The 13,745-nt window shown below is 58.0% G+C and carries 18 protein-coding genes; all 18 read right to left on the bottom strand.

Annotated features, from left to right (window positions below; genetic code table 11):
• Window positions 1-3: 3 nt before the first annotated feature.
• The 18 genes from ACXX9E_RS18595 to ACXX9E_RS18510 all read right to left on the bottom strand — a co-directional run bounded on the left by ACXX9E_RS18595 (window position 4) and on the right by ACXX9E_RS18510 (window position 13,710).
• Window positions 4-603: a YmfQ family protein gene (locus ACXX9E_RS18595; RefSeq protein ID WP_458555906.1), complete on the bottom strand. Its 600-nt coding sequence runs from the start codon at window positions 601-603 to the stop codon at window positions 4-6.
• Entirely contained in the window at window positions 594-1,631 is a 1,038-nt protein-coding gene (locus ACXX9E_RS18590) for a baseplate J/gp47 family protein (protein ID WP_458555905.1), read from the bottom strand. The genes ACXX9E_RS18595 and ACXX9E_RS18590 overlap by 10 nt, the downstream gene beginning before the upstream one ends.
• Complete coding sequence (locus tag ACXX9E_RS18585) at window positions 1,621-2,019, bottom strand: phage GP46 family protein (protein WP_458555904.1); 399 nt, start codon at window positions 2,017-2,019, stop codon at window positions 1,621-1,623. Before ACXX9E_RS18585 ends, ACXX9E_RS18590 begins: the two co-directional genes overlap by 11 nt.
• Window positions 2,019-2,525, bottom strand: a complete 507-nt coding sequence (locus ACXX9E_RS18580; protein WP_458555903.1) for a phage baseplate assembly protein V — start codon at window positions 2,523-2,525, stop codon at window positions 2,019-2,021. Before ACXX9E_RS18580 ends, ACXX9E_RS18585 begins: the two co-directional genes overlap by 1 nt.
• Window positions 2,522-3,634 carry a phage baseplate assembly protein gene (locus tag ACXX9E_RS18575; protein WP_458555902.1) on the bottom strand — a complete coding sequence of 371 codons (1,113 nt, stop codon included), beginning with the start codon at window positions 3,632-3,634 and terminating at the stop codon, window positions 2,522-2,524. Before ACXX9E_RS18575 ends, ACXX9E_RS18580 begins: the two co-directional genes overlap by 4 nt.
• A gap of 3 nt (window positions 3,635-3,637) precedes the next feature.
• Window positions 3,638-4,894, bottom strand: a complete 1,257-nt coding sequence (locus ACXX9E_RS18570; RefSeq protein ID WP_458555901.1) for a DNA circularization protein — start codon at window positions 4,892-4,894, stop codon at window positions 3,638-3,640.
• A gap of 3 nt (window positions 4,895-4,897) precedes the next feature.
• Window positions 4,898-6,952: a phage tail tape measure protein gene (locus ACXX9E_RS18565; protein WP_458555900.1), complete on the bottom strand. Its 2,055-nt coding sequence runs from the start codon at window positions 6,950-6,952 to the stop codon at window positions 4,898-4,900.
• Between the two features lie 130 nt (window positions 6,953-7,082).
• On the bottom strand, window positions 7,083-7,379 hold the full coding sequence (locus ACXX9E_RS18560) for a phage tail assembly protein (RefSeq protein WP_458555899.1): 297 nt from the start codon (window positions 7,377-7,379) through the stop codon (window positions 7,083-7,085).
• Window positions 7,376-7,723 carry a phage tail tube protein gene (locus ACXX9E_RS18555; protein WP_458555898.1) on the bottom strand — a complete coding sequence of 116 codons (348 nt, stop codon included), beginning with the start codon at window positions 7,721-7,723 and terminating at the stop codon, window positions 7,376-7,378. Before ACXX9E_RS18555 ends, ACXX9E_RS18560 begins: the two co-directional genes overlap by 4 nt.
• A 60-nt stretch (window positions 7,724-7,783) precedes the next feature.
• Entirely contained in the window at window positions 7,784-9,280 is a 1,497-nt protein-coding gene (locus tag ACXX9E_RS18550) for a phage tail sheath subtilisin-like domain-containing protein (protein WP_458555897.1), read from the bottom strand.
• Entirely contained in the window at window positions 9,280-9,483 is a 204-nt protein-coding gene (locus ACXX9E_RS18545; RefSeq protein ID WP_458555896.1) for a DUF2635 domain-containing protein, read from the bottom strand. Before ACXX9E_RS18545 ends, ACXX9E_RS18550 begins: the two co-directional genes overlap by 1 nt.
• Window positions 9,480-10,070, bottom strand: coding sequence for a phage tail terminator protein (locus tag ACXX9E_RS18540; protein ID WP_458555895.1), 591 nt, complete (start codon window positions 10,068-10,070; stop codon window positions 9,480-9,482). The genes ACXX9E_RS18545 and ACXX9E_RS18540 overlap by 4 nt, the downstream gene beginning before the upstream one ends.
• A gap of 59 nt (window positions 10,071-10,129) precedes the next feature.
• Window positions 10,130-10,525, bottom strand: coding sequence for a hypothetical protein (locus ACXX9E_RS18535; RefSeq protein ID WP_458555894.1), 396 nt, complete (start codon window positions 10,523-10,525; stop codon window positions 10,130-10,132).
• A 74-nt stretch (window positions 10,526-10,599) separates the two neighbouring features.
• Window positions 10,600-11,121, bottom strand: coding sequence for a hypothetical protein (locus ACXX9E_RS18530; protein WP_458555893.1), 522 nt, complete (start codon window positions 11,119-11,121; stop codon window positions 10,600-10,602).
• Window positions 11,114-11,476, bottom strand: a complete 363-nt coding sequence (locus tag ACXX9E_RS18525; RefSeq protein ID WP_458555892.1) for a phage head closure protein — start codon at window positions 11,474-11,476, stop codon at window positions 11,114-11,116. The genes ACXX9E_RS18530 and ACXX9E_RS18525 overlap by 8 nt, the downstream gene beginning before the upstream one ends.
• Window positions 11,477-11,478: 2 nt before the next feature.
• Window positions 11,479-12,030 (bottom strand): hypothetical protein, encoded by a 552-nt coding sequence (locus tag ACXX9E_RS18520; protein ID WP_458555891.1) that lies wholly within the window; start codon window positions 12,028-12,030, stop codon window positions 11,479-11,481.
• 3 nt (window positions 12,031-12,033) lie between these two features.
• Window positions 12,034-12,330 carry a hypothetical protein gene (locus ACXX9E_RS18515; RefSeq protein WP_458555890.1) on the bottom strand — a complete coding sequence of 99 codons (297 nt, stop codon included), beginning with the start codon at window positions 12,328-12,330 and terminating at the stop codon, window positions 12,034-12,036.
• 48 nt (window positions 12,331-12,378) lie between these two features.
• Window positions 12,379-13,710, bottom strand: coding sequence for a phage major capsid protein (locus ACXX9E_RS18510; protein ID WP_458555889.1), 1,332 nt, complete (start codon window positions 13,708-13,710; stop codon window positions 12,379-12,381).
• Window positions 13,711-13,745: the final 35 nt, after the last annotated feature.

Raw genomic sequence — 13,745 nt, 5'->3', positions numbered from 1 at the left:
TCCTCAGTCGTAATTGATGTACACAAGGGTGTGCGCCGGCGCTGGACGGCGAATAAGACATTCGATTGCGTTACCGGGATTCGCACCGAATCGCTCCCCCCAGTAACTGACGCCAAAGCGCCTGCCCTGCTTCTGCCGCCCACCGGTATGAAGCGTCCACATAAACTGCGCTTTCCAAGTACCAAAATGCGCAGACCCAAAACGCGAACGCCCCATTCGGGGCGCTCTGTGCTCGGTGATTGAGGCGTCTGGATAACCCTGACTCACGGCAATCTCAATGAAGTAAGCCTTGCTCTGGCCACCGACCTCTACCAAACGGCGCCGCACTGCCAGTCGACGATCTTCAAACGCAGGGTTTGGCCCAAGACAGGGATCTGGAAGGTTCATCACGTACTCCCAATCAGGCACCAGTTCGCTGACACCCGACGGGTCCATCTCGTTGAGCAAGTGGACGGCGCGAGCATCGAGCCGTGAGAACTCCATGGCGACACCACTCAGCACCAATTCAATCTCGGGCACCAGTTCCGGATCCCACGCTGGGCCGGCGGGCAAAAGACCGCGCAGCTGGTGATGGTATTGCTCAGCGGTTCGCGCTATAGCCATGTAATGCCTCCGAAAGTAAGCAACTCATTAGTAGCTGCAGAGACATTTGCGTTAGGCACAGTCAACGAGTGGTCAGTTTCACCGGCGGCACCACTGATGGCCTCTCGAATGTGGCTGATCAGCAGTTTGTCGCCCAAGCCGGCCTCTCGACCGTGCAGGTCTTTCAGGCTGGCCGTAATGGCGGCGCGTACAGCGGAGGTATCAGGCACTGGGTGAATGCTGTAAAGAACCGGTTTCTCTACGGGAGCAAGCACGTACAGCTCAGCAGTGACGGGACGAAGCGGCTCAATGTAATCCTTCACTTCCTGCAATTGAGCCGCATTCGGTACCGAATCTGGATCATTGTCGCGCATCACAAAAAGCCCGACGGTGCCAGGCCCTACGTAATTACCACGACACCAAGCGCGAGTTACCCCGGGGAACTCAAGCGCCCACGTCTCGTAATCAGCCGCAGCGCCGCCGTGAGGGATGACCCGGTAAGAGCGAATCACCCGAGCGCGCAAGGACTCGATACTTTCCTTGGCGATGCCGCCGGTCAGGCCTGGGGCAACTACGGTGAATGCGTTGGTCACACCTTCAACTGGCTGAACCAATGTAAGCACAAGCCCCGCGTCTGCGTTACCCAGAGCACCGGCGTCGACTGCTTCAATGGTCGTGGTGTTGGGTCCCGCGACGGTGGTCACACCAGCGGTCACACGAAACATGCGACCGTCGCCGGATTGAAGCACGACATTGATATCCAGCACAGCGCCGGCGGCGGCAACGAAATTCACAACACCTTCGGCTGGCTGGGCAGGCTTGCGGGGCCTGTTCAGGCGTAGCGCCGCAATGCGTTCAAGTGTTTCCTCATCGGCCTTATCTGGCAGGATCTGCTCCGCGATCCAATTGAGATAACCGTACAAGCCGTAAGCGGTGCCGCCGATTGTTCTCGCAAGTACCTGTGCGTCGGAGCGACGGAGCGCGTCACTGGCCAGGTCGCCTTGGGTGCGGCTGATGAGCACCGGCAGTGAAGGTGTTTCAAACGGCATAGATCACCTGCCAGGAAGAGTTGGGTTTGATTTCAACGCGGTCGCCGCCGGAAATGGTCAGGATGACGATCAGGTTCAGGCGATTGATATCGTGCTTCTCGCTGATGATCTCGATCGCAATGACGTGACCGTCATCGAGCAACCACTGAAGCGCTTCATTGGCATAAAACTCGGCGTCACGCTGGGTGGCGTCGGTGAGCTTGACCCGGCGCAGCAGCCACAATCGCGAACCAATGCGGTCGTCGGCTATGGTTGGGTAACTGTCTCCCCACCAGCCAAACAATTCTTCGTCGTCTACCGGGTCGTCGGTCATAGCGCGACGCCAGGTGAACAGACTGATCAGCACGGCGCGGGTCAGCGTGTCTTCGCGGTTGTCAGAAATAATCATCAAGCCTCCGCTGCGGGTGGCCCGCTGTTGCCGCTGCCAGCCTGGACGGAGGTGTGGACGTGACCAATCTGGCTGACACCGCCTGCGATCTGGTCACCCGTGGAAACGACCTTGCCAGTCTGATTGATCACTGGTGTGTCGAAATTCACCGCCGTAGTGGCTTTGATGTTCAGCGTATTGGTTTCAATGTCGATGACCCGGCCGCGCTTGAAATGCACCTTGTCACCTTCATCGGTGTAGATAGCCACCTCTCCTGGCGCCAGTTCCTTGATCCGGTACCGGCGATCGGCTGCGACCACCACCACAGCGTGGGAGCGATCACCATTGAGAAACATGGTCAGCACCTCGGCGCCGGCCAGCGGGTTGCTGGTGAACCCATAGGGTTCGAAATGCTCGACCGTGTCCTTCACTTCACCGGCGGTCAACCTGACCTGCAGCGTCTGCATCATTTTTCCAGCAGCCGTCAGCAGCACGGTGCCGCGCGCCATAATGCTTTTCAGGCTCATTTTTTGGGCTCGTAGTCTGCGGGGATGAGGTATTCGAAGTTGTCGCCTTTGCCGCCCTTCTTCAGCTTGCGGTTCTTGTGCGGGTCGTAGGGCTCCGGCTCGAATCCGTCCGGCGGGCCGATTTCCATTTTCGTAATCATCCCGCTCTCAGTGAGGGTGTAGGTCACGCGTGCGATGAGCATAATCCGATCGAAGCCAATGATTGGGTCGATGACGCGCACCAGTGCGTTGTGCTTCCACAGCGCACCATTGGATTGACGCCAGCCCTGCACGGTGTAGGTCGTGGTGAGCGCTTTGCCCATTCGGCTCCCGCGTTCCCAGTTCGCCCGCGCCTGCGCCAGTTCGTTGGTCATCTGACCGGACTCTTGGATGATCATCACGCGCTTACGCGTCATGCGCAGGTCGGCGACCACGGCCGAGATCTCAGCCGCCTGTTCGCCGAATTCTTCATCGGTACCGCTTTTCTGCCCGAGGACCCGGTATTCGGAAAACACCGCCGAGAAGTCCAAAGACGCGTCACCGGCCAAAATGTTCTTCCCTACCTCCAACGTGTCGAAGGCACGGACTTCACTACCGGGCTTCGCGAGCACAGCCATGCCCTTGGCGTCGTCCGTAGAAAACACCCGGAAGATCGTCAGCAGCCGGTCGATGGATTCGAACGCCGTTTCGCCAGGCTCTATCGTGTGGTCCGACAGCTTGGCCCCTTCAGGAATCTCGCTACGCACCCTGATGCCATAGGGCGAAGCCAGCGCTTTGACGATTGCCAGCACGCTCTGGTTGTTCCACTGCCCCGGCTTGTTGATCGCCGCGCAATCCACCAAGTCAGCGGTGAGCGAGCGACCACTGATGCTGGTGGTTATTTGCTGGTGGTCATAGCTGATCGGTGTGGCGAACACCCAGCCGGTCAGCACCAGGTCATCACCAATGCGCACTTGGCACCTCGCCCCCTGCTTGAGCGGCAACGGCAAGACTTGTCCGGGCCACTTCCAGGTGATGCTGAGATTGAACGAACGCGCTTGATCTTCCAGACCGGCTGTAATTTCTACGGATTTCCAGCCGGCGTAATCCAGACCGTCAACCGTGAGGCTGACAGCATTCATGTCTTCCATCGGTTACCTCTGGGCGATTTTGATCGGACGTGCCGGCACGAATCCCGGGTGCGGCAAGCGGTTGCGCTGGACTACTTCGCTTTCGCGGGTGGCATCACCGAAACGGCGGTAAGCAAGCACCAAGGCCGACAGGGTTTCGGACGGAGTGATCTCCACTAGGCGCACGCCAGACTCCGCCACGGCTGTCAGGTGCTTGACGATGGTTTGCCTTAGGGTATTGAGCACAATGAAGTGCTCGGGATCAGCCTTCAGTGCAGCCTGAAAAATCGCCTCATTCAGGTTGTCGCGAAGCTCGATCACGTCGTCGGCCACGGGGACCTCCGGCCGCACTATGGGCTGAATGGCCTGCTGATCCACCGAAGGCGCGACGGCAGTGGATACGGGTTGTGACGCGACAGGCATTTCACTGATGATCAGGGCCACCTGTACCAACAAAGCATCCTGCACAAGATCGGCGGCGGCCTGTGAAGCCGCCGCCGCATCTACGCCACCTACTTGGCTGACGGTATTGATGTTGGCCACCGCCTCGGTTTGCTGCGTTGCGGCGGCCACCGTATTGCGGTAGCTCGAACCCGACTCATCGCCGAAGTAGTCATCCACCGAGAACTCACTGAAGTAGCTGGAGAACAGCGACGACAGGGAGTCCGGCGCATTAATCACGGACCGGACGAACTCGGTCAGGTTGGTAAAAGCCCCGACGATGGTTGAAAACTGCTGTTGGATCACTGTGTACACGCTCGACAGGCTGTTGCGCAGGCGAGCCAAGCCGAGCCGCGCCTGGTCTACCTTCGCCATCGCCGACTTGTATCGGGCCAGCGCCGAGTCCAGCAGGGTGTCTGAAGCCTTGACCACTTGTTGCTGACTGTTGACCTTGGCCGCTGGAAATTTCAGCGGGGTATCGGGATAGAACGTCACTTCAAACGCAGCCATGCCGCCGGACTTGAAGTCGTGCGTCAGTTCACCCTCACCCGCCTTGACCTGCATTCGTCCCAACCAAGGGTGTAACAACTCGCCAGCGCCTGGTGTCTGAAGCGCCTCCATGAACTTGTCGCGGCGCTCAAAACAATCATCGCCAATAATCCAGCACACCAGTCGATGCACCTGGGACTGTTTGCCCAACTGCTCGAAGTACGGCTCATCACGCTGAGGGAATTCGTGAAGCTGCCCCTTCATGCCAATCGGCACCGACGCTTGCGGGACCAAAAAGCTGATCCCCCGGAACGACGCCGGCAACATCCGATCACGCCATGTCTGATCCATTCGCTACTCCTTCACGACACCCACGGTTCGCGTACCCACCTTCGGTTTTATTTTCAGACCGGGCTGGTTGGTTTTTGGCTGATCGACGGTGGTGCCTGGTGGTGCACCGTTGAGGTTGATCGTCAGCTCACCGTTGACCTTCTGAGAGTTTGCCGCAGCTGTTTGCTGAAGCAGACTGCCTGACGGCGGCAATTGCCCGGGCGCCCGAAGTAGCTGGTTATTGTCGATCCCAAACGCTTGGTTGTTGAGCGACTGGCGCCCCTTGGCAACCTGAGTGGCGTCCGCTTGTAGTAATGCCCCGGTACCACCTCCGACACCCGCATTGCGCTTCGTCTGCTCTTCGGCGAAGTTATTGGCGACATTGGTCGCCTTCTTGACGAGCCCTTCCCCATCGGCATCCATGCCGAGCATTTTCATCATTGGCGCAAGAATTGGCCGCACTCGGTCCCAGAGCTTTTGAAAGAATCCGACGATGGGCTCCCAGTTGTTGATGATCATGCCCAAAGGCGTCCAGTCGAAAAGATCACTGAGGAATTTCATTACCGGCGTAGACACGGCGTACAGCACGTCCCAGATGGCCGAAAACAGACCGGTCAACGGCTCCCAGTTCTTGATGACCCAATCCATCGGCGTGAACTGCCAGGCGAGCTTAATCCACTCCCAAAACACCATGGCTGGACGACGCACGCGCTCCCACAGCCGTTCGAAAAACGGTGCGACTGTTTTCCAGTTGGCTATCAGCAACCCTGCCGCTAATGCGATCACCCGGACAATGATCCCGACCGGCGACATGGCCATCACGGCACTGAGAACTTTGGTCGCCATCACTGCCCCCATCACCGCAACGCGCAGGACGCCGAACGCAATACCTGCGCCCAGCACACTACGGATAACACCAGGATGCTCTGCTGCAAGCTCGGACATTCTGGAAACGAGCGGGCCAAGTGTTTCCATAATTTCGTTTAGCGGTGGCAGCAGAGCGGCACCGACTTCAATACCGAGACGGGTGACTCGGTTCTGCAGCAGTTGCATCGCGTTGGCCGTGGTTTTCGACCGGGCCTCATATTCCTTTTCCATGGAACCGGCGAACTTACCTTCCTTACCCACTGCTGCGAAGCTGGTTTTGAGAAGATCAAGATTGGTCAGCATCGGCGCAATTGCTGTCACAGATTCGGTACCAAACAACTCGGTCAACAACCCAGCCTGCTTCGCCGGATCCACCTTGGCGATGCGGTTAAGCACATCCTCAATCGTGCCCTGTGCGTCCTTTTGCATGCTCTTGGCGACCTGCTTCACATCGAGTCGCAGCGATTTGAAAGCCTGAGACTGTTGCTTCGTTGCAGCGCTTCCTTTGGTCAAAGCCAACATGAAGTTCTTCATGCCTGTGGCAGCTACCTCACTCGGGACACCAACGCCCGCAAGAGTTGCGCCCATAGCGGCCAGTTGCCCAGCGCTCAAGCCGGCTACTCCACCCAAAGCGCCGACCCTGGTAACGATGTCGGCGACCTGGGCTGCTGAGGAAGGTCCGGTGTTGCTGAGATAATTGATTTTGTCGGCCAGCGTAACAACTTCAACCTGGCTCAACTTGAAGGATGTCCGCCACTTGGCCATCATGTCGCCAGATTGGTCGGCTGTTTGATCGAACGCGATGCCCATCTTTACGGCATCTTCGGCGAACTGTTTGAGTTCCCCGCGAGCGAAGCCGGCCTGCCCTCCCGCCGCAACGATGGATGCGATGCCGCTTGCTGCCATCGGCATTTTCTCGGACATGTCCAGCACGTCCTTGCCCATCTGTTTGAACTGCTCTGGCGTATCGAAATCAACGACCTTCTTCACGTCAGCCATCGACGACTCAAAGGCCATTGCTGCCTTGGCCCCCGCAACGAATGGAGCCGCGAACGCGCCTCCCTGCACGATATCGCTGAAGCCTATTTTGCCGAGCCCCGAGCTATTCATTTGTTTGCGAAAACCGGCAACGTTCTTTGCAGCGCCCTTCAATGTCGGCGACAGCTTATCGACGCCGGTGATCAACGCCTTGAGCTGGAACTTGTCCGCCATCACTGCACCTGCTGGGTTTTGTTGATGCGCTGGGCGTGCTCCAAGGACTCAAGGAGAACGTCCAGCGGACGAGCCATTACAAGCTCCGGATCGGTTTTCCAGAACCACGCAAGGTCATAGGCGACCTCGATCAGTTGCTCGATGGTTCCGATGCCGGACTCATGAAAAAACTGGCTACCGCCCAGCTCAACGCATTGAGGTCGGACAGATCCAACTGGTTGACGGAAGACGGTGGGATGGCAGCGCACACGGCGATGTACTTGGCCGCTACGTCCATATCCAGACTGACGTCTTCGTTCTTGTCGATCTTGTAGGGAAGCGCCTTGATGGCTCGTACTTCCTGAACTGTCGGGCGTCGCAGCTTCAGTTCGGTGACTGACTCGCCATGTGCCTCGATCGCTACCTGCAACTTCACTGGCTCACTCATTGCCAACTCCCATTCACACCGTTAAATTGCAGTTCAACCGTACCGTCTTCACCCTTGGCGGCAGGTTCGTCGACGAGATAGCCGCCCGACAGCACGTAGACTTTCCCGTTGGCAAACTCGCAGGTCACGGTCTGGTCGTAGCCTTTGGTCAACTTTTTAATCGGAAAGCCTTGTGGCATGAGTGCGGTCATCTTGATATACGGCGCCAGTTTTTCTTCCTTAAAAAAGCCCGGCCAAACCGTCTCGCGTTTCACATCCATCAGCGGTGCTTCCGCGCCTCCAGTGATGGTCAGCTGCTCACCGTCTACTTTCACGTAAACAGTACCGGCTACTTTTTCGCCCATGGTCTTGGTCTCCAGAATGAAAAAGCCCGCACAGGGCGGGCTGGGTGTTCGGGGTGAACGTTACGCCGCGTCGTCGTACTGGAGGCGGAACTGATTGAGCAGCGCGAAGATGCGCAGGCCGTTGATGTAGTCAGGCGGGAACAGCACATTGACGCGGCTCGGATCGTTGCTGTCGCGCTCGACAACCAGGTGCTCGGCGAACAGCTCGGCGTTTTCGACGTGGCCTTCCATTTCGAGCTTGGCGTACTGCGCAATCAGCTCGCCGCGAATCACTGCCGGGGTGACGATCGGCTGACCGGCTCCGAACTGCGTGCCGTCGGACGCTAGCTTGTGGCGACCGTATTTGCTGGTGATCACGCTCTGCATGCGGCGGACGATGAACGCCGACTGATGCATGGTCTCGCTGTCCAGGTACGAGTTATCGGCCTGGCCGTAGGCGTTCTTCTGGTAGGTGGTGATTGAGCGCTGGATGCGCACGTAACCGCCTTCGTAGTACGCGGTGGCGATGCCATAGTTGAGCAGCGACTGACGCTCAGTCAGTGTGAAACGATCACTCGCCGGCGCCGGATCCAGTCCTGGCAGACTGCCGCTTTGGGTGGGCCGGCTGGCATCGGCAGAAATGAACACCGCCGTGCGAGCCCCCAACGCGGCCGCCTGCACCCACACCGGTTGCGGCACGCCTGGCTCAACACCTTGAATAGTCATGTGCTGGTCATTGCGTGCCTGACCGGCCGCGACCAAGGTACCGATGGTGCCGCGCTTGGCGGTGTAGACATGCCCGAACAGCTGCTTGGCCCAGCTCCAGCGACCAGTGCTGTCATCCATCGCATCTTTCCAGGCATTCAACGTAGTCGTGTCCGACCATGGCTGACACAAGAACTCGAAGGGTTCATCGCCGAGAGCGGCGATCGCGTCAACGGCATCGGGTGCACCTACGCCGGCGGACATCGCCGTGGCAACGACCGTGAGTCCAGCAGGTGTCGATTCGCCGTTGGACTTGCCCAGACGGTTCATCGCAAGGCTGATGTCGTTACCGCTTTCGCCAGTCCACTTGCAGTTAAGGGTGACAACGCCGGCAGCGGCTGCAGCAGTGACCGGGAGATCGGGTGTAGCATTGATCTTTACTGCCAACGCGGCGGCGACAACGGCTGGTGTCGCCGCCGACGCAACCACCGACTGGACGCGAACACCGCCGATGTAAAGGTTCAGAAAGCCCGCTTCGGTGGCAGTGCCCGTGATGGTCACGGTCGCCTTAGCCGATTCGCCAGTTTCGATTTGCAGGGGCAGGCACCAGATTTCCCCGATCGGATCGGCTTTGCGCCAGGTTTCGTACATCGCGGCGAGCATCGAGCCTTGCCCACCAATACTCTTGGCGATGGCGATGCTCGAAACGAGCACCAGCTTACCGAGGCTTTCGCCGATCGCGTCGTCGTTGACTTGTCCGACGATCAACCGACGCATGGCCGACGACGCCGAATTTGCGGCCGAGTTATCCATCTCTGCGTAGAACAGCGGCACGCGGATATCGGCAGGAATGTTACTGAATCCAATGGCCATTATTTGCCTTCCTCGGGTTTCGCCGCTGGGGCTTTGGTGGTTGGCGGCTTGTCGGCTTTGACCTCGATGTCACCATCGGCCATGCGACGGCGCCACCAGGCGCTGTCGGCAACCTCCCGTCCCTCAACTGGCAACAGGTCGCCAATCTCCGGGTCGGGTACAGCGCGGCCCAAGGCCGGCACCACATTGATGCGCTTGGTCATGGTGTTACGTCTCCAGTGAATTTCACTTCGATGCGCCCGTCCGGGCCTGGGCGTTTCAGATTTGGGTCTGCCGGGTCGATGCAGTCCATGTTGATGGTGGCGCCGGTGTACGGCGTCAAACCGTCCAGCTCGAGCTCGTGCCAGGTCTCGGCTGGTTCGGTGGTGTTGTTGCGACCGATCTGGAACTCAGCGGTGAAGAGGTACTGGTAAATGACTCGGGCGCGACTGACGAACACCAGTGCGCCTTTGTCGTATTCGATACGTGTGTACTCCGGACCAGGCCTCCAGCCGACCAACGAGCGCCACAGTTCCGAACGAATATCGTGCAACTGATCGTTGGCCTCCTGCCCTCGCTCGTCCCCGGCATCTAACACAACGACAACCGCAAATTGATCAGTAACCGCCTGTATCACCGTGTTCTGCGCCTTGCTTGGCTCCGCGGCATCAGCCGCCGAAATAACGTAAGCAGCAGGCATCGGAAGCTTGGCGCTCTCAGCAACAGCTTCCCAATCAATACCGGCCGCCACCCGACCCCCATAGGTCGGACATGTTGCCTTGAGGTGAGCAACAATCGGATTCAGCTTCATTGTTCAAATCTCAGGCATAAAAAAACCCCGCATAAGCGAGGTTCTTTCTGAGTTCAAGTTCAGCCTTTAGTGAACGTTTCCAGTGCCGAGCCAACATTGATATCGCTCGGCAAAGGCAGCTTCACAACAGTAACATCAGGCTCCGAGGAGAATTTCCCTTCGGCGAGTTGGCGCGCACTTCCGTTGACCGATTTGAACTTGTCAGCTTCGTACAGCCAGATATGCGGTGCGCTTTTGCCATTCAACGTCAGGTTCCAACATCCAATCATGGAACGGTTTCCAATCACTTTCGAATCACACTCAACAGAACCGTTGGGATAGATCTTGTGATTCAGATAAATAAGTGTGATTCGGTCAATGGCAGCACTTGGGGCCTCACTTACCGCATCCGCTGCATGTGTGGTCATCGCTGAAACAGACATAGCGACAGAGGCAAGCAAACTCATAACTTTCATAGGCAACTCCCTGTTATCAGAAAGACAAGCCTATCCCAATGTGTTTTGAAATGCCTCTACCCGCGCGCCATTGCTCACGAAAGCGCCGATGCGAAAGCCGTGAACAGAATCGACCGAACCTGTTCGGATGTGTCCTCAAGCGCGTCAGCCATGTAGTTATCGTGCGGTTTGATCCGCCATTCGCCGGCTGCCCGTTCGGCAATGAGCCGGAAACGAACGCCAGCTTGTCGTCGGTTTTTGCGGCCAATGCCTTTGCCGGGCGCAAGCTTTTGAGGCCTGCGCCCCTGCTTCACACCGTAGTACAGATAGGCTGGGTAGAATTCACCCATAGCAGGGGTGAGTGTCGGGGAAATCTTCACCATGAACCCCGAACGCGACACCTTGAACTTGATGGAATTTACTGTCTCACCGGTTCTATTGGCCGGATAGCCTTGCCGCCCATTGCCCAGTACCAGGTTCATCTGGGCATGCTGTGTGACCAGCAAGCCAGCCTTGCGCATCCCTGCGCGGATCTTCTTCTTATCGAAGGCGTCGCGCTCAAAATCGTCGAAACCCTCAACGTGTAGGTAACTTTCAACCGATGCAGAGTTAGCCATAGATGCCACCTCCGGGCTTCTGCGGCCCGAGTTCTTCGACTTCGAGAATGGTGTAACGGCGAGTGCCATTCATGTCGGCGACACGCCGTACCCGATAGATGGTGCCGCCGTGCACGACCTCATGAGCATCACTAACGCCCTTGAGGAAATAGAACGTCACCCGGTGAGTGATCTTCACATCAGTTTGAACACCTGCCGTGTAAACCACAGTGCCGACTGGCTTGATCTGGGCCCACCGCTTTTTCTCATCGGTGAAGATTGAATCGAGTCCCTGATCTGGCGCGGGAACATCTGTGCGCAGTCTCAACGTAATTCGCCGATCCAGCTCACCGGCACTCGGTTCGCGATAGGCCATGCTCAAAACCTCGGCGGTAAAGTGATCTCGGCCACCAGGTGATCAAGAAAATCAGAAGGCAGATCCGACAGGGACTGGCCTACCAGGAACATTTCCGGGTGCCGATGAATAGTCGCAGCTGCCATCAGCAGCCAGCTCCGCACGCCGGGGTGAAGATCCAGATCAGTCCCTGCCTTGTAGCGGATACGCAAGGTGCCAGTAGGCCGCCCCGAGGGAAACGACACGAAGCTTTCGCGCTGGCCCTGTTCGAGATCTACCGGGCCAGCGTAATCGCTCCACGTGCCATCAGCCTGCCGAAGCTTGACCGACACAACCTCGGTCGCCTGACCGATATCCAGTGCGTGGCCGGAAGGGAATGCAGCGGGCCAGTCCTCTTCGTAGATCGCGCCACGAATACCCGCCCCGGTCTTGGACTCGCACTGAGTCGTGACACCGGGAATGATGATGTCCCTGATAAGCCCCGGCTCCATGTCCTCCGGTTCCAGCCGACACTGGAAGGCCACTTGTTCCAGTGTCAGAACTGGGTCGCCGAAGTATTCGATTCGACGGGCCATGGCTTAGGGTTTCTCTTCGTCGGGTCCGTCACCGGTTTCGGTTGTACCGCCTGGCTCGGTGGTTGCTTCGGAAGTACCACCCCCAGCAGCCGGGCCGCTCTCAGGTTTTACAGCACCGGCCCTCGCGGTTTTGCCTTTGCCCCCCTTCGATTTTGCCGACGTCTCACCGCTGGGTTCATAGATTTCCGCGAATCCTTTCGCCTGCAGCCCCTCGACTACAGTTTGATCAAAGCCGGCCAACTCGTCCGCAGAGTAACCACGCCAGGCCTTCAGAAAACGTACCGCTACTTTGTCTGTCATTACCCATCCCTCAGTTATGCAAAACCCCGCCGAAGCGGGGTCGCGGAATTACATGCCAGCGCCCCACTTGACGTTGATGGCGACAACAATGCACTCGACGTGACGCGGGCCAAAGTCGTGTTTGGCAATCACTTTGACCAGCGTCTGATCACGCTGGAACGCGCTGACCATGTTGCCTTCGGCGTCCTTGTAGGAGGCTTCGTTACTGAAGGAGATCGTCAGGTCCATGTCTTCGCCGATCATCATGTCTGCGAAGTTGACGAAGTAGAATTCGGTCTCATCGCCACCGGCGCCGAGGTTGACCGGGATCTGGTTGCTCAAGCCAACCGGATAACCTTTAAACAACCCTTGTTCGATTTCCGGGTAAGCCTTGTTGCCATTGCCATCACGCAGTGATTGCAGCCAACGGAGAACACGCGGGTGCATCAACCAGCCGCAGGCCTTCATCATGACGTTCGCTGTTTCCAGACGGAGCATCATGCCACCGCAGAACAGGTCGATCTTTTCCAGGGTGAGGGTGTCAACTGCCGGTGCCGGCAAAATATTGAACGGCTGCGCCCAGTAACGCATGCCCTTTGGAAGCGAGCCGCTGCCGTCAGCTCGGATGAAGTGCAGATCTTCCGACAGGCCCATCGAGACCGCCAAGTCTTCAACGACGATATCGTCAGTGCGTGGGCTGACGCCGGCATTAGCAATCAGGTCATTGGAAATTGGCACGATCGCCGCCGCCTTTTTTGCGGACAGCTTCGTATCTGCAAACGTCATCCCAGTGATCGGGATATCGGTTTCGGTACCGATGTAAGTGACGACAGTGTTCCCGGTGATACGGGGCTGGGTCAGGTTGCCATTGTTGAGCGGCAGACTGCGTGCGCCCATTTTGCGCACAACCGACATTGGGCGAAGCGCTTCGATAATCTCGGTAGCGAAGTTCTGTGGAACTAACACCCCACCTGCACCTGGCGTCACGGTGCTAAGGGCCATGGCAACATCGGTGGAAAAGCCACCCTGCTGTGCCATTTGCGCGGCCTGATGCTGGTTGCCACCGGCGGCGGCAAGCAGCCGAACCATTTGGGCCATTCGCACACCTGGTGCTTCAGCCGGCCCACCACCGTGAATATGGCCGTGAGCCCGACTTTGCGGCGGCCCGGTGCGACCTTGAGCAGACTCGTTAACCGGTACCGCGCTGGCGGCGGCAATACGCTCGGCCTGTTCTGCTCGACTGATCTTGTCAGTCAGTGCATTGAACTCCGCCTCTAGAGTCGCGAACTGGGCCAACTGTTCAGCCGACAAGGCCTCGCCTGCCGTTTCGAGTTTGGCCAGTGCCTGAATCGAATCGTTGATCTTCGCGCGTTCGCTACGCAACTGAAGTACTTGGGACATGTTGCCTCCTGGGCATAAAAAAACCCGCACAGGGC

This window comes from Pseudomonas sp. GNP014, assembly GCF_054344005.1.
This window is presented reverse-complemented; position numbering and strand designations above follow the sequence as displayed.